Genomic DNA, 16,090 nt, shown 5'->3' on the forward strand with positions numbered 1-16,090 from the left:
CCCGTCCGCCGGAGTCGAGGAGCGTGCGTTTGTTCTACTACCTTCTCAAGTACGTGCTGCTGGGCCCGCTGCTGAGGCTGCTCTTCCGGCCCCGGATAGAGGGCCTGCGGCACGTTCCGTCGTCCGGTGCGGCCATCGTCGCGGGCAACCACCTGTCGTTCTCGGACCACTTCCTGATGCCGGCCGTGCTCAAGCGGCGCATCACCTTCCTCGCGAAGGCCGAGTACTTCACCGGGCCCGGCCTCAAGGGCCGGCTGACGGCGTTCTTCTTCCGCAGCGCGGGGCAGATCCCGGTCGACCGCTCCGGCAAGGAGGCCGGTCGGGCCGCCATCCGGGAGGGTCTCGGAGTGTTGGCCAAGGGCGAACTGCTCGGCATCTACCCGGAGGGCACGCGGTCGCACGACGGCCGCCTCTACAAGGGCAAGGTCGGCGTCGCGGTGATGGCCCTCAAGGCGGGCGTCCCGGTGGTCCCCTGCGCGATGATCGGCACCTTCGAGGCGCAGCCGCCCGGCAAGGTGATCCCCCGCCTCCGCCCCGTGGTCATCCGTTTCGGCGAGCCCCTCGACTTCTCGCGCCACGCCGGCCTGGAGGACGAGAAGGCGGTCCTGCGCGCCGTCACCGACGAGATCATGTACGCCATCCTCGCCCTGTCCGAGCAGGAGTACGTCGACCAGTACGCGGCCGTCGCCAAGGCGGAGGAGGCGGCGCGCGGGGCGGCGGAGGACAAGCGCCGGTTCCCGCGCATGCCGCTGGGCTGACCCGCCCGGGCACACCGGCGAGGGGCGGCCGGAGGGCGCCGGCCGCCGTCGGGCGACCGGCCGTACGCCGTGCCGGCCGCGCGCCGGGCACGGGCCGCACGGAAACGACCGTGCATCCCCGCCGCGGCGAGGATGCACGGTCACGTCGTTCCCGAGGGCTTACGAGGGGGCCGTCCCCCGGTGCTCCGCGGCGATGCCGAACCGCTGCCGTTCGCGGGGAGCGGACGCCGCCTCGCGGACGCCGGCGACCGTGCTGATCACCTGCTCCTCCGCGGGTTCCCCGGCCCCCTCGAGCTCTTCGAGCCGTCGCAGGTCATCGGCGGACACGAGGGCGACGAGGGGTTTCCCGTGCCGGGTCACGACGACGCGCTCCCCGCCGTACACCACCCGGTTGATCAGGTCGGCGAGCTCAGCCCTGGCTTGCGTCACCGGAATCTCGTAGGCCATGCGCCCATCATAACGTCACGTACATCCTGTACATTTTTTACAGAAGCCACAGCGCCTGCGACGCGTGCGCCGGAAACGGCCGCGCCCTGCCACAGGAGGGGTTCGCATGACCCGACCGTCCGCCCGCCACGTCCTGCCCGAGCTCACCGAACGCACGGCGTCCGGGCACCGGACGACGGATCCGTACGCCAAGCTGCTCCAGGAGCGGATCGTCCTTCTCGGCACCCCGATCGACGAGACCTCCGCGAACGACGTGATGGCCCAGTTCCTGTACCTGGAGCACCGGGCCCCGGACCGGGACATCTCGCTCTACGTCAACTCCCCGGGCGGCTCGTTCCACGCCATGTCGACGATCTACGACACGCTGCGCTTCGTCTCCTGCGACGTGGAGACGGTCTGCCTCGGCCGGGCCGAGGGGACCGCCGCGCTGCTGCTCGCCGCCGGCACCCCGGGCAAGCGGTGCGTGCTGCCCGGCGCCCGCCTGGTGCTCCGTCAGCCCGATCCGTCCGGGCCGCTGGAGGGCCGGGCGAGCGACCTCGCGGCCCGGGCCGAGGAGCTGGGCCGCATCCGGTCCCGGATGGAGGACATGCTCGTCCGGCACGCGGGCCGCACCCCGGAGCAGGCCCGGGCGGACCTCGAGCGGGACACTGTCCTCGACGCACGGGCGGCGGTGGACCACGGCCTGGCGGACCGGATCGTGCCCGACCGCAGGGGCGGGCACCCCGCCGACGACGCGAGGTGAGCCGTCGATGCTGCCCCCGGAACTCCCTCCGCTGCCCGCGCTGACCCGCGCGGAGGCCGAGTTGATCGACCGTTACCTCGAGGTCGTCGACCTGCTCGGCCGCATCAACCCCGCCTCGGACGGTGACACCTACCGCGGCCTGCGCGCCGCGCAGGCACTGGTCGGCAAGGCCGTCGCGCTGCGCGACGCGCTGACCGTGATGCACCGGCGCGGCGAGACCGAACTGCACTCCGCCACGCTGGGCCGGGCCCTGCGGGTGCTGGACGGCGAACGGCGCACGGCCCGGCTCATCCTGCCGCCGACCCCGGGCAGTTGACGCCCACCCCGGTCCGGGCGGCCGTCCCCGGCGAGGGCGCGTCCGGACCGGAGCCGAAACGGACCAAACGGCTTACCCCCATCCGGCGTAGATGCACCTGCTTTTTTCGGGGCGCCGAAGTTGCGCAACACGCGGGGCCAGTGGGCGGAATTGAGCATTCCGACGCTGGTCCGAGGCCTTTCGGGGCTCTTGACAGCGAACCGAACAGGAGACTGTCCACCCGAACGGATGAGTGGTGAGTAACAACACAAATCCCCGGTTCAGTTGGGATTTCGGGCCGGGCATGGGACAAGATCCCTGACTGACGACAAGACCCCGCCGCCGCGGCGGGGCGATCCGGGCGGACGCCGAATCCTGCCGCCGCCCGGATGACCGGTCGACAAGGAGTGGATCGGCAGGAGTGGAGGACCCAAGCACGACGGGTCGCCGGAACGCCAGTTCCGAGCAGCCCTTGGGGTGAAGCCGCACGTGTGCGGCCGGGCCACTTCGCCAGCCCGAATCCGACAGGTCATCCTTCACAGGCGGCTGACGAAGGGTTGCGCATGACTGCGCTCAATCGTGTCCCGTCTCTCATGGCCCGGGCCGGCACGGCCTCGGCCCTCACCCTGGCCGCCGTGGGCGGCTCGATCGTGGTCCCGGGAGCCGCCTCGGACGCGGCCGCCGCGAGCACGGCCACCAAGGCTCTGAACGTCGCCGCTTCCAAGAAGGGAGCGCCGTACCAGTGGGGCGCCACCGGACCGTCCCGGTTCGACTGCTCCGGGCTCACCCTGTACTCGTTCAAGAAGGCGGGCAAGACACTGCCGCGCACCGCCGCACAGCAGTACAACAAGACGAGCCACATCTCCGCCAAGAACCGCAAGGCCGGTGACCTGGTGTTCTTCCACTCGGGCCGCAGCATCTACCACGTCGGCATCTACGCGGGCAACGGCAAGATCTGGCACGCCCCGAAGACCGGGGACGTGGTGCGCCTGCAGAAGATCTGGACCAGCAGCGTCTGGTACGGCCGGGTCAAGTGATCCGCCGGGGGCGGCGGTGCCCCGACGCACCGCCGCCCCACCGGGCGTGACGCGGCCTCAGCCGGTCGCCCGTCACCTCGCCCGTCACCGTACGGGCCGGCATCGCCCCCGCACGCGACGGGACCCCGCCGCGACGAGCCGGCCGAGACTTCGCCGGGCCGTTCCAGAACCGCGGGTCACCCGGGCGGGCGTACGGATCCTCCTCGCCTTCCCGCTGCCGCTCGCGTTCACCTCACGCCCCGGCTCGCCCGGCACGGCGCGGCGCACGATCCCGGAACCACACAACCGGTGCCTCCGGGGCGGAACACCGGCCCACGGCGCCGTGTGGCCCCGCCGGATCGGCCGCGGCCCGTCCGGGCCCTTGCGCCGGCACCTCGCCGACCGTCCCCTCGCCGTGACGGCCCCTACGGTTCCTGCCGACCCGTCGTGACCGGCTCCGCGGCAGGCTCCGCGGTGGGTTCCGCGGCGGGAGGCAGGGTCCACGGCAGTTCGACGGAGACGGTCTTGCCCCCCTCACGCGTGGGGCGGATTCTGAGCCTCCCCCCGCATTCCGCGGTCAGGCAGCGGATGATGACCAGTCCGCGGCCGTTGTCCTGCTGCACCGCGGCGGGCAGCCGTTTGGGGAAACGCGGATGGCTGTCGGTGACACCGACGTGCAGCCGCTCGTCGCGGTCGAGGACCATGTCCACCGTGAAGGTGGGCGACTGCCCGAAGGTGTGCTGCACGGCGTTGGTGGCGAGTTCGGAGACGATCAGCCGGACGGTGTCGGACACGTCCGCGTCCGCCGGCATGCCCCACTCCGCCAGCACGTCCCTCACATGGGCACGGGCCGCGGAGACCGAGGCGGGATCGCTCGGCAGAGTGACGGATGCTTCCAGATGGTCTGCCATGGCGATGTCGTCCCTTTCCCACGGGAGCGCAGTCCGACACGGAGGGGATGGTTCGAGTACGGTCCCGCACTGGTGCTTCGCCGCCAGAGTGCCATCACCGCACGGCGCGGGGCGGCGATCCACCAAGATATGCATATATCTGTCGCCCGAAGCGGTGAACCCTGCGACGGAAGACCGTATCCGGGCGGCTCGGAAGGAGTAAGGAGAGTCCATGCAGCACGGTCCCGCGGTGCGCCGCCGGAAACTGGGCGCCGAACTGCGCACGCTGCGCGCTTCGGCGGGGCTCACCAGCGGCGAGGCGGCCCGGCTGGTGGGCTGGCACCAGTCGAAGGTGAGCCGCATCGAGACCGGCACGAGCGGAGTGAAACCGGCCGATGTCCGCTCGCTGCTCGACGCCTACGGCGTGACCGATCCGCAGCTGCGGGAACTGCTGCTGATGCTGTCGGGTTCCGGTGACGGCGACGGCCGTCACCACTGGTGGCACGCCTACCGCGGCGTCCTGCCGCCGACCTACCGGGACTTCATCAGCCTGGAGTCCCAGGCGAGCGCGATGCGCACCCTGGAGACCACGGTGATCCCCGGGCTGCTGCAGACGCCGGAGTACGCGCGGGCGGTGACCCAGGCCGCGCTGGAGGGCGCTTCGGAGGAGCGGCTGGACGCCCTGGTGGAGGTGCGGTTGGCCCGGCAGGACGTGCTGCGGGCGGACCCTCCGCTGGAGTTGAGCGCGGTCCTGGACGAGGCGGTGCTGCGCCGGGAGGTCGGGGGCCCCGGCGTGATGACCCGCCAGCTGGCGCGGCTGGTCGAGGCGGCCCGGCTGCCCCAGGTGCGGTTGCAGGTCCTGCCGTTCAGCGCGGGGGCGCACATCGGTGTCACCGGCCCTTTCGTCATTTTCTCATTTTTGCGCACTTCTGATCTGGACGTGGTTGTTCTCGACCACTTGACGAGTAGCCTCCACCTGGAGCGGAAAGAAGACCTCCGGGCCTACTCGGAGGCCTTCAACGCCCTTTCGATCCACGCCCTTTCACCCGAGGACTCGTTGGATTTCATCGCCGGTACAGCCGCCGGCGCGTAAGGAGGCACGATGCCTGCACCGCCTCGGACCCTTCCTTCCGGTTTCGACCCGCACGGTGTGCGGTGGCTGCGCAGCAGTTACAGCACGGGCGCGAACAACTGCGTCGAGACGGCCCGGCCGGCCTCCGGCCCCCTGGCCGGACTGCTCGCCGTGCGCGACTCCAAGACTCCGGCCGGGCCCGTGCTGCTCTTCTCCCCCGGCAGCTGGACGGAGTTCGTGACCGCGGTCCGCTGACCACCGACCGGACCGACCCGTCCGTCCGGAGGGACCTGCTGAACCGGACAGCACCCGACCGATCCGACCCGTAGTCCGCCCGACCACTCGACCGACCACTCGACCGACCATTCGACCGACGATCCCCTCATCGGGCGACGCACGGCCGTGCCACGCCGACTCATGGCCGCGTTTCGCCGATCACCCGTACAGCGCGTTCGATCTCCGCCCCGGACAGGTCCGCGCGGGCGGTCAGCCTGAGCCGTGAGATGCCGTCGGGCACGGAAGGAGGACGGAAGCAGCCCACGGACAGGCCGGCCGCCCGGCAGTCGGCCGCCCATCGCACGGCCTGCTCCGGGGAGGGAGCGCGCACGGAGACGACCGCGGCGTGCGGCCGCACCGCTTCCAGGCCCGCGGTCGTCAGCCGGGTGTGCAGCTCGCGCGCCACCTCGCCCGCCCGTGCCGCGCGCCCGGGTTCGCGGCGCAGCAGCCGCAGCGCCGCGAGGGCCGCCCCCGCCGCCGCGGGGGCCAGACCCGTGTCGAAGATGAACGTCCGTGCCGCGTTGACCAGGTGCTCGATCACCCGGGCCGGGCCGAGCACCGCTCCGCCCTGGCTGCCGAGCGACTTGGACAGCGTGACCGTCACGACGACGTCCTCGGCGCCCGCGAGCCCCGCCGCGTGCGGGGCGCCCCGGCCGCCGTCGCCCAGCACGCCGAGGCCGTGGGCGTCGTCGAGCACCAGACCCGCGCCGTGCTCCCGGCACGCCTCGGCCAGCGCGGTGAGCGGGGCGGCGTCCCCGTCCACCGAGAACACCGTGTCGGACACCGCCACGGCGGGTCCGTCGTGCGCGCCCAGCGCCTTGCGCACCGCGTCGGGGTCGGCGTGCGCGGCGACCTGTGTCGTACCGCGGGCCAGCCGGCAACCGTCGATGAGCGAGGCGTGGTTGCCCGCGTCGGAGACGATCAGGGAGCCGTGCGGGGCCAGCGCGGTGACCGCGGCGAGGTTGGCCGCGTAGCCGGAGGAGAAGACCAGGGCCGCCTCGAAGCCGCAGAAGCCGGCCAGCTCGCGCTCCAGCTCGGCGTGGAGTTCGGTGGTGCCGGTGACGAGGCGCGAGCCGGTCGCGCCCCCGCCCCAGGTCCGCGCGGCCCGTGCCGCGCCCTCGGTGACCTCGGGATGGCGGGCCAGGCCCAGGTAGTCGTTGCTCGCCAGATCGAGGAGGGGCGCGTCGGCCGCCCGTGGGCGCAGGGTCCGCACGAGCCCGGCACGCCGGCGCAGCTCCGCCTGTCCGTCGATCCAGCCGAACGCCATGGGTCCTCCGGTGCTTTTGTAGGCAATGCACAGACACTAGCGGGACGACCATGGGGCCACTGTGTGGCAATACCCACACGTCGAAGCACCTCTGTTGTACGAACTCTCCTTGGCCCGGACGGGCCGAGTAGGACAGGATCGGCTTTCATGGACCTGTTGAACACGCTGGTGGACAAGGGGCTTCGGCGCGAGACGCCGACCCGCGGGGAAGCACTGGCCGTCCTCGCGACGTCCGACGACGACCTGCTCGACGTGGTGGCCGCGGCCGGGAAGGTGCGGCGGCACTGGTTCGGCCGGCGGGTGAAGCTCAACTACCTGGTCAACCTCAAGTCCGGCCTGTGCCCGGAGGACTGCTCCTACTGCTCCCAGCGGCTGGGTTCCAGGGCCGACATCCTCAAGTACACCTGGCTCAAGCCCGACGAGGCGTCGAAGGCCGCCGCCGCCGGACTGGCGGGCGGTGCGAAGCGGGTGTGCCTGGTGGCCAGCGGGCGCGGTCCGACCGACCGCGACGTGGACCGGGTGTCCGACACCATCAGGGCGATCAAGGAGCAGAACGGGGGCGTCGAGGTGTGCGCCTGCCTCGGCCTGCTCTCCGACGGCCAGGCGGAGCGGCTGCGCGAGGCGGGCGCGGACGCCTACAACCACAACCTCAACACCTCCGAGTCCACCTACGGGGACATCACCACCACGCACACCTACGCCGACCGCGTGGACACCGTGCAGAAGGCGCACGCGGCGGGTCTGTCCGCCTGCTCCGGGCTGATCGCCGGCATGGGCGAGAGCGACGAGGACCTGGTCGACGTGGTCTTCGCGCTGCGCGAGCTGGACCCGGACTCGGTACCGGTCAACTTCCTGATCCCGTTCGAGGGCACCCCGCTCGCCAAGGAGTGGCACCTCACCCCGCAGCGGTGCCTGCGCATCCTGGCGATGGTGCGGTTCGTCTGCCCGGACGTCGAGGTGCGGATCGCGGGCGGCCGTGAGGTGCACCTGCGCACGATGCAGCCGCTCGCGCTCCACCTGGCCAACTCGATCTTCCTCGGCGACTACCTCACCAGTGAGGGCCAGGCGGGCAGGGCCGACCTGGAAATGATCGCCGACGCCGGGTTCGAGGTGGAGGGCACCGACCGGGTGACCCTGCCGGAACACCGTACGGGCGGTGGCTGCGGGGCGCACGACGACGGTGGGTGCGGGGCGCACGAGGGCGACGGATGCGGGTCGCACGGCGGCGGGGCGTGCGGTCCGGCGCCGTCGGGCGCGGGCTCCTGCGCGGGTGCGGCCGAGGAGAGCGCGCCCCGGACCGACGAGCCGCGCACCGACCTGGTCGCCGTCCGCCGCCGGGGCGCCGGAACGGACCTCGCGCCCAATGCCTGAGCTCTCCGTCGCCGAGCTGCTGGAGCTCGACCGGCGACACGTCTGGCACCCGTACGGGCCCATGCCGGGCCGCGGGGAACCGCTCGTCGTGGAGTCGGCGAGCGGGGTGCGGCTGCGGCCGGCCGACGGCTCGGGCGAGCTGGTCGACGGGATGTCGTCCTGGTGGTCGGCGATCCACGGCTACAACCACCCGGTGCTGAACGAGGCCGTCCGGGAGCAGCTCGCGCGGATGAGCCACGTGATGTTCGGCGGGCTCACGCACGAGCCCGCCGTCCGGCTGGCGAAGCACCTCGTCGACATGTCGCCCGAGGGCCTGGAGCACGTCTTCCTCGCCGACTCGGGATCGGTGTCGGTCGAGGTCGCGGTCAAGATGTGCCTGCAGTACTGGCGTTCGCTGGGCCGGCCGCAGAAGCGGCGGCTGCTGACCTGGCGGGGCGGCTACCACGGCGACACCTGGCAGCCGATGTCCGTGTGCGACCCCGAGGGCGGGATGCACGAGCTGTGGAACGGGGTGCTGCCCCGTCAGGTGTTCGCCGACGCCCCGCCCGCCCGGTACCAGGAGTCCTACGCCGACCACCTGCGGGAGACGGTCGAGCGGCACGCCGGCGAGCTGGCCGCGGTGATCGTGGAGCCGGTGGTGCAGGGCGCGGGCGGGATGCGGTTCCACTCCCCCGCGTACCTGCGGGTGCTGCGCGAGGCGTGCGACGCGCACGACGTGCTGCTGGTGTTCGACGAGATCGCGACCGGGTTCGGGCGCACGGGCGCCCTGTTCGCCGCGGAGCACGCGGCGGTGGCCCCGGACGTGATGTGCGTGGGCAAGGCGCTGACCGGCGGCTATCTGACCATGGCGGCGACGCTGTGCACCGCGCGGGTGGCGAGGGGCATCTCGCGCGGCGAGGTGCCGGTGCTGGCCCACGGCCCGACGTTCATGGGCAATCCGCTGGCGGCGGCCGTGGCCTGCGCCTCCGTCGAACTGCTGCTCGGCCAGGACTGGGCTGCGGAGGTCAAGCGCATCGAGGCGGGCCTGCGGGACGGGCTGGCGCCGGCGGCACGACTGCCGGGGGTCCGGGACGTACGGGTGCTGGGCGCCATCGGTGTCGTCCAGCTCGACCGCGCCGTGGACATGGGCGCGGCCACCCGGGCCGCGGTGCGCGAGGGGGTGTGGCTGCGGCCGTTCCGGGACCTGATCTACACCATGCCGCCGTACGTCACGGGCGACGCGGACGTGGCGCTGATCGCGCGGGCGGTGTGCGCGGCCGCGGAGGAGGGATGACATGCCGGTTCTGGTGATCACGGGCACGGGCACCGAGGTCGGCAAGACGGTGGTGACGGCCGCGGTCGCGGCGGCGGCGCTGTCGGCCGGCCGGTCGGTGGCCGTGCTGAAGGCGGCGCAGACGGGGGTGGGCCCCGGCGAGCCCGGGGACGCCGACGAGGTCGTCCGGCTCGCCGGTGCCGTGACGGCGGCCGAACTCGCCCGCTATCCGGACCCGCTGGCGCCGGCCACGGCCGCCCGCCGGGCCGGCCGGGCGCCGGTGCATCCGCACGACGTCGCCGAGCGGGCCGCCAAGCTGGCCACCGAGCACGACCTGGTGCTGGTGGAGGGCGCGGGCGGGCTGCTCGTGCGGTTCGACCCGGCCGGCGGGACGCTGGCGGACGCGGCGGGGCTGCTGGCGGCCCCGGTGCTGGTGGTGGCGTCGGCGGGCCTCGGCACCCTCAACGTCACCGAGCTGACGGCCCGTGAGCTGCGCGGGCGCGGGCTCGGCCTGGCGGGTCTGGTGATCGGCAGCTGGCCCGCGGAGCCCGATCTGGCCTCCCGCTGCAACCTGCTGGACCTGCCGGACGTGACCGGGGCACCGCTGCTGGGCGCGGTACCGGCCGGGTCGGCGGCGCTCTCCCCCGCCGCTTTCCGGGCCGCGGCACCGCACTGGCTGGCGCCCCGGCTGGACGGGACGTGGGACGCGGAGGCGTTCCGGGTGCGGGAGGCGCCCTGACGGCGGCGGGGAGCGCGCGGAAGGCGCCCTGCCCTCGGCGGGGATGCGGGCGGCCCCCGCGGGGGAGAATCGCGGTGAGGCCCCGTCCGGGGAGGCCCTCGTGTCTCCCCGGCTTCCCGGCCTCTCCCCCGTGAACAGGGAGGTACCCGCCATGTCCGCCGGCTCCGCGAAAGTGGTGCGGGATCCCGTGCACCACCCGTTGTTCGCCCGTTGCTACGCCCGGGCCAGTACCGCCGCCGAGACCCGCATGGGAATGGCGCGGGTGCGCCGACGGCTGCTCGGCGGGCTGTCCGGGCGGGTGATCGAGGTGGGCGCGGGCAACGGCCTGAACTTCGCGCACTACCCGGGCACCGTCTCGGAGGTCGTCGCCATCGAACCGGAGCGGATACTGCGCAAGTCGGCCGTCGAGGCCGCCCTGCGCGCCCAGGTGCCGGTGGACGTGGCGCCGGGCGCGGCGGAGGCGCTGCCGGTCAAGAGCGAGGCGTTCGACGCGGCGGTGCTCTCCCTGGTGCTGTGCAGTGTGCGGGACGTGCGGCGGGCGCTCGCGGAGCTCAGGAGGGTGCTGCGGCCGGGCGGCGAGCTGCGGTTCTTCGAGCACGGCCGGGGCGGCGGCCGGGTCATGACCTTCACCCAGCGCGCGCTGGACCGGACGGTGTGGCCGTCGTTGGCCGGTGGGTGCCACCTGGCGCGGGACCCGGTCGGCGCGCTGCGGGAGGCGGGGTTCGAGCTCGGCCCCTACCGGCGGACGCTGCTGCCGGAGAACGGGCCGAAGCTGCCCCAGTCCTACTGCGTCACCGGCGTCGCGTGGCGCCCGCCGGCCGACGCGGCGGACGCCGGGCGCTGATCACTCGCTCCAGCGGCGCAGTTCGGCCGCGATGTCGTCGACGGTCGCCTCGCCGCTCTTGACCAGCCGGGCCAGGTCACGGACCTGCTCCGGCGAGGTGACGACCTTCAGGCCGCTGGCGACGAGATAGGCGTACGCGACGGCGGAGGCGAACAGGGCGTTGGAGCGTTCCAGCGCCGGGACGTGGATCAGCAGTTGGAGGAGGGCGGCGGCGCGGGCGTGCGGGCTGTCGTAGACCGGGACGTCGAATATCTCGGCCCGGTGGCGCGCGACGGCGGCGACGAGGGCTCCCCAGTCGGTGACCTGGGGGTCTCCCGGGGTCTGCTGCTCGGCGAGCATCAGCAGCCAGGCGAGGTCGATGCGCAGGCCGTTCAAGGGCTCAGGGGCGACCTTCGTGCGGGTCCTCGCGGTCCTTCCGCGCCCTCGCCCGGGCGGCGGGTCCCCCGTCGAACTCCTCGGCGAAGACGGCCTCGTACTGCTTCATGAAGTCGGCGGCGGCCTCGACGAACGCGCGGCCGGCCTCGCCGGTGTCCTGCCGGACCAGTTCCTCGATGTAGCGGTTCACGCTCATCCCGCGGGCCAGGGCACGTTCCCGTGCCGCCCGGGCGGTGCCCTCGTCCACGCGCACGTTCAACTGGGTCTTCGCCATACCTCGAAGCTAGCGCCGAAGCGCTAGCACCGGCAAGGGCGCCCGGCCCCCGCCGGGAGGCGGGCGTCCTTCGTGAGGTGCGTGCCCCCTCCCGAGGTGCGTGCCCCTTACACCGGCACCGGGGACCCGACCTGGGGCGGAGAGGAGTCCGGCCCCACGGGGGATGCCGGATGTGGGCCGCATCACACTACCCTCGGGCGCGACGAGCAGACCCGACGTCCCCTCGAAGGAGGCGGCCTTGTCCACACCTGCTGCGGAACACGCCCCGGGCCTCGCACCGGCCGACCGGATCGCGGCCCGCGCCCGCGGTCTGACCAAGGCGTACGGCTCGGGCGAGACGGCCGTGATCGCCCTGGACTCGGTGGACGTGGACATCGTGCGCGGTCGGTTCACCGCGGTGATGGGGCCGTCGGGTTCGGGGAAGTCCACGCTGATGCACTGCCTGGCGGGGCTCGACACCGTCTCGGCCGGACAGGTGTGGCTCGGGGAGACCGAGACAACGGGCTTGAGGGACCGTGAGCTGACCCGGCTGCGCCGGGACCGGATCGGGTTCATGTTCCAGTCGTTCAACCTCATCCCGACCCTGAACGCGCTGGAGAACATCACCCTGCCGATGGGCATCGCGGGGCAGCGGCCCGACCAGCAGTGGCTGGACCGGGTCATCGACACCCTCGGGCTCCGGGACCGGCTGCGGCACCGGCCCGCCCAGCTCTCCGGCGGACAGCAGCAGCGCGTGGCCTGCGCACGGGCGCTGGCCTCCCGGCCCGAGCTGGTCTTCGCGGACGAGCCGACCGGCAACCTCGACTCGCGAGCCGGGCTGGAGGTGCTCGGCTTCCTGCGGGAGGCCGTGGACCGGCTGCACCAGACCGTCGTGATGGTCACCCACGATCCGGGCGCCGCCGCCCACTCCGACCTGGTCCTCTTCCTGGCGGACGGCCGGATCGTCGATGAGATGCGGCGGCCCACGGCGGAGTCCGTGCTGGAGCGGATGAAGCGCTTCGACGTGCTCCGCGCCTCCTTCGACGGCGGAGCCCGCCGACCGGACGGCCCGGCCCCCGACGAGGACTGAGCCGGACGGTCCGGCCCCCGGCCTGGACCGAACCGTACCGAGGGCCGCGCTCCGGGACGGTCTTCGGCACCGCGGCGGCACTGCCGCCGGCGCCGCGGGCCTCGCGGATGGACGTGCCGGAGGCGCTCGCCCGCGAACGAGCCACCACGGCCCCCATGAGCCGCCGCGGCCCCCGTGGTCCCCGTGGTCCCCATGGCCCACTGGCCCCCATGGTCCACATGGTGAAACACCGCGTGACCGACGCCTCCGCGTGCTGTGATCACCCCATGACCGAACTGCGCGTACGGGCCGCCGCGCCCGAGGACCTCGACACCGTACTGGCCTTCTGGAAGGTGGCCGCGGAGGGCACGAGCATCAGCGACGACCGGACCGGCGTCGAGCGGCTGGTCGCCCGCGACCCCGAGGCGCTGATCCTCGCCCTGGCGGTCCCCCCGCCCGAGCGGAGCCCGGCGGGAGGGGAGGGCGGGGAACTGGTCGGCACGGTGATCGCCGGCTTCGACGGCTGGCGCTGCCATCTGTACCGGCTGGCGGTGCACCCGGACCACCGGCGCCGGGGGATCGCCTCCGCCCTGCTGGCCGCCGCGGAGGAGCGGTTCGTACGGCTCGGCGGGCGGCGTGCGGACGCGATGGTGCTCCAGCGCAACGAGACCGCGCACCGCGCCTGGGGCGCCACGGGCTACGCGCCGGAGGAACGGTGGCGTCGCTGGGTGAAGCCGCTCACCGGGTGATCCACGGCCCGACGGCACTTTTTTGCCGATCCTTTGCGCTCGGCGGGCCACTCGGTCCTCCATGAGAAGTTGTGTGCGCCCGCCCTCGGGCGGGCCTCCCGGTCCGCGACGCCGCGCATCCGCCCTCCTCCTGTCCGACCATGGGACGGAGGTGACCCGATGACCGAAGTGCTCCTCCTTCTGGTGGCGATCCTGCTCTCCCTCGCCTGCGGTGCCTTCGTCGCGGCCGAGTTCTCCCTCACCACGGTCGAGCGCGGCGAGCTGGAGCGTGCCGTCGAGCGCGGCGAGCGGGGGGCTCAGGGTGCGCTCAAGGCCGTACGGAACCTGACCTTCCAGCTCTCCGGGGCGCAGCTCGGCATCACGGTCACCAACCTGGTGGTCGGCATGCTCGCCGAACCGTCGATCGCGGCGCTGATCGCGGGCCCGCTGGAGGACATCGGCGTCTCCGGCTCGGCGGCGCGCTCCCTCGCCCTGGTGATCGGCACGGCCCTGTCGACCGTGTTCCTGATGGTGGTCGGCGAGCTGGTGCCCAAGAACTGGGCGATCTCGTCGCCGCTGGCCGTCGCCAAGCGGGTGGGCAACGCGCAGCGCTGGTTCAGCGCCGCCTTCCGTCCCTTCATCACCCATCTGAACAACACGGCCAACCGCATAGTGCGCCGCATCGGCGTGGAGCCCACCGAGGAGCTGGAGCCCGCGCGCGGCCCCCAGGAGCTCGCGGCGCTCGCCCGGTACTCCGCGAAGGAGGGCGCGCTGGAGCCGGACACCGCCGAACTGTTCGTCCGCACGCTGAACCTCGCCGACCTCACCGCGGAGAACGTGATGACCCCGCGCGTCCAGGTCATCGCCCTGGAGGCCGGGGCGACCTGTGAGGACGTGGCGAACGTGACCCGGGCGACCGGACTGTCCCGGTTCCCCGTCTACCGCGGCACCCTCGACTCAGTGGTCGGGACCGCGCACGTCAAGGACGTGCTGGCGGTGCCCTCGGAGCGCCGTGCGCGGGTCCCCGTGTCCGAGATGATGCGCGAACCGCTCCTGGTGCCCGAGTCGCTCACCGTCGACCGGTTGCTGGACCGGCTCTCCGAGCGGCGCACCATGGCCGTGGTGATCGACGAGTACGGCGGCACGGCGGGCGTGGCCACGCTGGAGGACATCGTCGAGGAGGTCGTCGGCGAGGTCCGCGACGAGCACGACCCGCACGAGACCCCCGACCTCGTCCGGACGGGCACCGACGAGGAAGGGCGCGCGCTCTTCTCCGCCGACGGCTCCGCCCGCGTGGACCAGCTCGCCCAGGTCGGCCTGCGCGTGCCGGAGGGGCCGTACGAGACCCTCGCCGGGCTCGTGGCGACCGCACTCGGCCGCATCCCGGCCGCCGGCGACATCCTCCAGGTCGCCGGCTGGCGGCTGGAGGTGCTGGAGTCCACCGGTCACCGCGCGGCGCGCGTCCTCATGCACGCTCCTCCCGACGCCTGGCCCCTCGTCGAACCGGGGAGGGACGGGATCACCCCCACCACGACGCACACCCGGCCGGACGGAACGGCGGACGGGACGGCGAACGGGGCGGCGGACGGGGCGGCGGACGGGAAGGGGGCGCGGCGATGACCGTCGTACAGCTGCTGATCGGTCTGGCGACCCTCGTCGTCAACGCCTTCTTCGTGGGCGCCGAGTTCGCCCTGATCTCGGTCCGCCGCAGCCAGATCGAGCCGTACGCCGACCAGGGGGACCGGCGCGCCAGGAGCGTGCTGTGGGGGCTGGAGCACGTGTCCGCGCTGATGGCGGCCGCGCAGCTCGGCATCACCCTGTGCACCCTGGTCCTCGGCGTCGTCGCCGAGCCGGCCATCGCACACCTGCTGGAACCGGTGTTCCACGCGGTGGGTGTCCCCCGGGGCGCGGGGCACGCGGTGTCCTTCGTGATCGCGCTGGCGCTCGCGACGTATCTGCACATGCTGCTCGGCGAGATGGTGCCGAAGAACGTCGCGCTCGCCGAGCCGGTGCGCAGCGCGCTGCTGCTGGGACCGCCCCTGGTGGCGCTGTCCCGGACACTGCGCCCGGTGATCTTCACGGTCAACGCCTTCGCCAACACCCTGCTGAAACTGCTGCGGGTCAAGGCGCGCAACGAGGTGGTCGCGTCCTTCTCGGACGCCGAGCTGGCCCAGATCGTGAGGGACTCCGGCGAGGCCGGCCTGATCGACGAACGCGCGCGGGAACGCCTGAACGACGCGCTGGAGCTGGGCCGCCGTCCGGTGCGGGACGTGGTGCTGCCCCTGGAACGCGTGGTCTACGCACGCGAGGGGGTCACTCCCGAAGGGCTGGAGGAGCTGTCGGTGCGGTCCGGGTTCTCCCGCTTCCCCGTGGTGGACGAGGGGCGGCGGATCGTCGGCTACCTCCACGTGAAGGACGCCCTCGACGCCTCGCCCCGGGACCTGCCGTTCCGGCCGCGGGACATGCGGCCCATCGCACGCGTGCGGGAGAGCACACCGCTGGACGACGTCCTGACCGCGATGCGGGGCAGCCGTACGCACCTGGCGGCCGTGCTCGGGGCCGACGGGCGGCTGGCGGGGCTGGTCACGATGGAGGACGTCCTGCGGGAACTGTTCGGGCAGCGGGCCTGAGCGGGCACGCGGCGGGGCGGGGAACCGGGCGGGGAGGCCGACCGACCGGCGGGTATGTGCACGGGA

Annotated in this window: 19 protein-coding genes and 1 riboswitch; of the genes, 14 read left to right on the forward strand and 5 right to left on the reverse strand. The window is 73.2% G+C overall.

Features of this window, described 5'->3' with window-relative positions:
* Positions 1-29: 29 nt before the first annotated feature.
* A complete protein-coding gene (locus tag CP969_RS07270) occupies positions 30-758 on the forward strand; it encodes a lysophospholipid acyltransferase family protein (protein WP_004991116.1) in 729 nt (242 codons plus the stop codon).
* Positions 759-917: 159 nt separating this feature from the next.
* On the opposite strand, the gene CP969_RS07275 is transcribed toward CP969_RS07270, so the two are convergent.
* Positions 918-1,205, reverse strand: coding sequence for a type II toxin-antitoxin system Phd/YefM family antitoxin (locus tag CP969_RS07275; RefSeq protein ID WP_004991111.1), 288 nt, complete (start codon positions 1,203-1,205; stop codon positions 918-920).
* 106 nt (positions 1,206-1,311) lie between these two features.
* Here CP969_RS07275 and CP969_RS07280 point away from each other — a divergent pair, with 106 nt between their 5' ends.
* The 3 genes from CP969_RS07280 to CP969_RS07290 all read left to right on the forward strand — a co-directional run bounded on the left by CP969_RS07280 (position 1,312) and on the right by CP969_RS07290 (position 3,279).
* Positions 1,312-1,947: an ATP-dependent Clp protease proteolytic subunit gene (locus tag CP969_RS07280; protein ID WP_004991110.1), complete on the forward strand. Its 636-nt coding sequence runs from the start codon at positions 1,312-1,314 to the stop codon at positions 1,945-1,947.
* Positions 1,948-1,954: 7 nt separating this feature from the next.
* Positions 1,955-2,263: a hypothetical protein gene (locus CP969_RS07285; RefSeq protein WP_016827261.1), complete on the forward strand. Its 309-nt coding sequence runs from the start codon at positions 1,955-1,957 to the stop codon at positions 2,261-2,263.
* 335 nt (positions 2,264-2,598) lie between these two features.
* A riboswitch (cyclic di-AMP (ydaO/yuaA leader) is annotated at positions 2,599-2,802 on the forward strand.
* Positions 2,803-2,805: 3 nt separating this feature from the next.
* Positions 2,806-3,279 carry a C40 family peptidase gene (locus CP969_RS07290; RefSeq protein WP_004991107.1) on the forward strand — a complete coding sequence of 158 codons (474 nt, stop codon included), beginning with the start codon at positions 2,806-2,808 and terminating at the stop codon, positions 3,277-3,279.
* Between the two features lie 404 nt (positions 3,280-3,683).
* Here the strand turns inward: CP969_RS07290 and CP969_RS07295 are convergent, their stop codons facing one another.
* On the reverse strand, positions 3,684-4,169 hold the full coding sequence (locus tag CP969_RS07295) for an ATP-binding protein (protein ID WP_026085357.1): 486 nt from the start codon (positions 4,167-4,169) through the stop codon (positions 3,684-3,686).
* 211 nt (positions 4,170-4,380) lie between these two features.
* On the opposite strand from CP969_RS07295, the gene CP969_RS07300 reads away from it, so the two are divergent.
* Complete coding sequence (locus CP969_RS07300; RefSeq protein WP_004991104.1) at positions 4,381-5,241, forward strand: helix-turn-helix domain-containing protein; 861 nt, start codon at positions 4,381-4,383, stop codon at positions 5,239-5,241.
* 9 nt (positions 5,242-5,250) lie between these two features.
* Positions 5,251-5,475: a DUF397 domain-containing protein gene (locus CP969_RS07305; RefSeq protein ID WP_004991102.1), complete on the forward strand. Its 225-nt coding sequence runs from the start codon at positions 5,251-5,253 to the stop codon at positions 5,473-5,475.
* Between the two features lie 160 nt (positions 5,476-5,635).
* Here the strand turns inward: CP969_RS07305 and CP969_RS07310 are convergent, their stop codons facing one another.
* Complete coding sequence (locus tag CP969_RS07310; protein WP_016827257.1) at positions 5,636-6,763, reverse strand: 8-amino-7-oxononanoate synthase; 1,128 nt, start codon at positions 6,761-6,763, stop codon at positions 5,636-5,638.
* Between the two features lie 147 nt (positions 6,764-6,910).
* Here CP969_RS07310 and bioB point away from each other — a divergent pair, with 147 nt between their 5' ends.
* The 4 genes from bioB to CP969_RS07330 all read left to right on the forward strand — a co-directional run bounded on the left by bioB (position 6,911) and on the right by CP969_RS07330 (position 10,969).
* Positions 6,911-8,134, forward strand: coding sequence for a biotin synthase BioB (gene bioB / locus CP969_RS07315; RefSeq protein WP_016827256.1), 1,224 nt, complete (start codon positions 6,911-6,913; stop codon positions 8,132-8,134).
* Positions 8,127-9,407 (forward strand): adenosylmethionine--8-amino-7-oxononanoate transaminase, encoded by a 1,281-nt coding sequence (locus tag CP969_RS07320; protein ID WP_016827255.1) that lies wholly within the window; start codon positions 8,127-8,129, stop codon positions 9,405-9,407. The genes bioB and CP969_RS07320 overlap by 8 nt, the downstream gene beginning before the upstream one ends.
* A gap of 1 nt (position 9,408) precedes the next feature.
* Positions 9,409-10,125 carry a dethiobiotin synthase gene (bioD, locus tag CP969_RS07325; protein WP_016827254.1) on the forward strand — a complete coding sequence of 239 codons (717 nt, stop codon included), beginning with the start codon at positions 9,409-9,411 and terminating at the stop codon, positions 10,123-10,125.
* A 151-nt stretch (positions 10,126-10,276) separates the two neighbouring features.
* Positions 10,277-10,969 (forward strand): class I SAM-dependent methyltransferase, encoded by a 693-nt coding sequence (locus CP969_RS07330; RefSeq protein WP_016827253.1) that lies wholly within the window; start codon positions 10,277-10,279, stop codon positions 10,967-10,969.
* On the opposite strand, the gene CP969_RS07335 is transcribed toward CP969_RS07330, so the two are convergent.
* Positions 10,970-11,344, reverse strand: a complete 375-nt coding sequence (locus tag CP969_RS07335) for a hypothetical protein (RefSeq protein WP_004991092.1) — start codon at positions 11,342-11,344, stop codon at positions 10,970-10,972. It lies immediately after the preceding gene.
* A gap of 4 nt (positions 11,345-11,348) precedes the next feature.
* Positions 11,349-11,618 (reverse strand): hypothetical protein, encoded by a 270-nt coding sequence (locus CP969_RS07340; RefSeq protein WP_004991090.1) that lies wholly within the window; start codon positions 11,616-11,618, stop codon positions 11,349-11,351.
* A gap of 238 nt (positions 11,619-11,856) precedes the next feature.
* Between CP969_RS07340 and CP969_RS07345 the strand changes: the two genes are divergently transcribed.
* The 4 genes from CP969_RS07345 to CP969_RS07360 all read left to right on the forward strand — a co-directional run bounded on the left by CP969_RS07345 (position 11,857) and on the right by CP969_RS07360 (position 16,024).
* Positions 11,857-12,687, forward strand: coding sequence for an ABC transporter ATP-binding protein (locus CP969_RS07345; protein ID WP_004991089.1), 831 nt, complete (start codon positions 11,857-11,859; stop codon positions 12,685-12,687).
* A gap of 266 nt (positions 12,688-12,953) precedes the next feature.
* On the forward strand, positions 12,954-13,415 hold the full coding sequence (locus CP969_RS07350; RefSeq protein ID WP_004991088.1) for a GNAT family N-acetyltransferase: 462 nt from the start codon (positions 12,954-12,956) through the stop codon (positions 13,413-13,415).
* Between the two features lie 159 nt (positions 13,416-13,574).
* The gene (locus CP969_RS07355) at positions 13,575-15,014 is read left to right on the forward strand and encodes a hemolysin family protein (protein ID WP_016827252.1); all 1,440 of its coding nucleotides are present in this window, start codon (positions 13,575-13,577) and stop codon (positions 15,012-15,014) included.
* Positions 15,011-16,024 (forward strand): hemolysin family protein, encoded by a 1,014-nt coding sequence (locus tag CP969_RS07360; RefSeq protein ID WP_004991086.1) that lies wholly within the window; start codon positions 15,011-15,013, stop codon positions 16,022-16,024. The genes CP969_RS07355 and CP969_RS07360 overlap by 4 nt, the downstream gene beginning before the upstream one ends.
* Positions 16,025-16,090 lie beyond the last annotated feature (66 nt).

Origin of the sequence: Streptomyces viridosporus T7A (assembly GCF_008704515.1) — a bacterium.
GTDB classification, from domain to species: Bacteria; Actinomycetota; Actinomycetes; order Streptomycetales; family Streptomycetaceae; genus Streptomyces; species Streptomyces viridosporus.

What these genes read in the sequence shown, in the direction of transcription:
- CP969_RS07340 (WP_004991090.1), bottom strand. Translation starts at nt 11,618, where the DNA reads ATGGCGAAGACCCAGTTGAACGTGCGCGTGGACGAGGGCACCGCCCGG.
- CP969_RS07290 (WP_004991107.1), top strand. Translation starts at nt 2,806, where the DNA reads ATGACTGCGCTCAATCGTGTCCCGTCTCTCATGGCCCGGGCCGGCACG.
- CP969_RS07310 (WP_016827257.1), bottom strand. Translation starts at nt 6,763, where the DNA reads ATGGCGTTCGGCTGGATCGACGGACAGGCGGAGCTGCGCCGGCGTGCC.
- CP969_RS07320 (WP_016827255.1), top strand. Translation starts at nt 8,127, where the DNA reads ATGCCTGAGCTCTCCGTCGCCGAGCTGCTGGAGCTCGACCGGCGACAC.
- CP969_RS07295 (WP_026085357.1), bottom strand. Translation starts at nt 4,169, where the DNA reads ATGGCAGACCATCTGGAAGCATCCGTCACTCTGCCGAGCGATCCCGCC.
- CP969_RS07275 (WP_004991111.1), bottom strand. Translation starts at nt 1,205, where the DNA reads ATGGCCTACGAGATTCCGGTGACGCAAGCCAGGGCTGAGCTCGCCGAC.
- bioB (WP_016827256.1), top strand. Translation starts at nt 6,911, where the DNA reads ATGGACCTGTTGAACACGCTGGTGGACAAGGGGCTTCGGCGCGAGACG.
- CP969_RS07330 (WP_016827253.1), top strand. Translation starts at nt 10,277, where the DNA reads ATGTCCGCCGGCTCCGCGAAAGTGGTGCGGGATCCCGTGCACCACCCG.
- CP969_RS07360 (WP_004991086.1), top strand. Translation starts at nt 15,011, where the DNA reads ATGACCGTCGTACAGCTGCTGATCGGTCTGGCGACCCTCGTCGTCAAC.
- bioD (WP_016827254.1), top strand. Translation starts at nt 9,409, where the DNA reads ATGCCGGTTCTGGTGATCACGGGCACGGGCACCGAGGTCGGCAAGACG.
- CP969_RS07300 (WP_004991104.1), top strand. Translation starts at nt 4,381, where the DNA reads ATGCAGCACGGTCCCGCGGTGCGCCGCCGGAAACTGGGCGCCGAACTG.
- CP969_RS07280 (WP_004991110.1), top strand. Translation starts at nt 1,312, where the DNA reads ATGACCCGACCGTCCGCCCGCCACGTCCTGCCCGAGCTCACCGAACGC.
- CP969_RS07355 (WP_016827252.1), top strand. Translation starts at nt 13,575, where the DNA reads ATGACCGAAGTGCTCCTCCTTCTGGTGGCGATCCTGCTCTCCCTCGCC.
- CP969_RS07305 (WP_004991102.1), top strand. Translation starts at nt 5,251, where the DNA reads ATGCCTGCACCGCCTCGGACCCTTCCTTCCGGTTTCGACCCGCACGGT.
- CP969_RS07350 (WP_004991088.1), top strand. Translation starts at nt 12,954, where the DNA reads ATGACCGAACTGCGCGTACGGGCCGCCGCGCCCGAGGACCTCGACACC.
- CP969_RS07285 (WP_016827261.1), top strand. Translation starts at nt 1,955, where the DNA reads ATGCTGCCCCCGGAACTCCCTCCGCTGCCCGCGCTGACCCGCGCGGAG.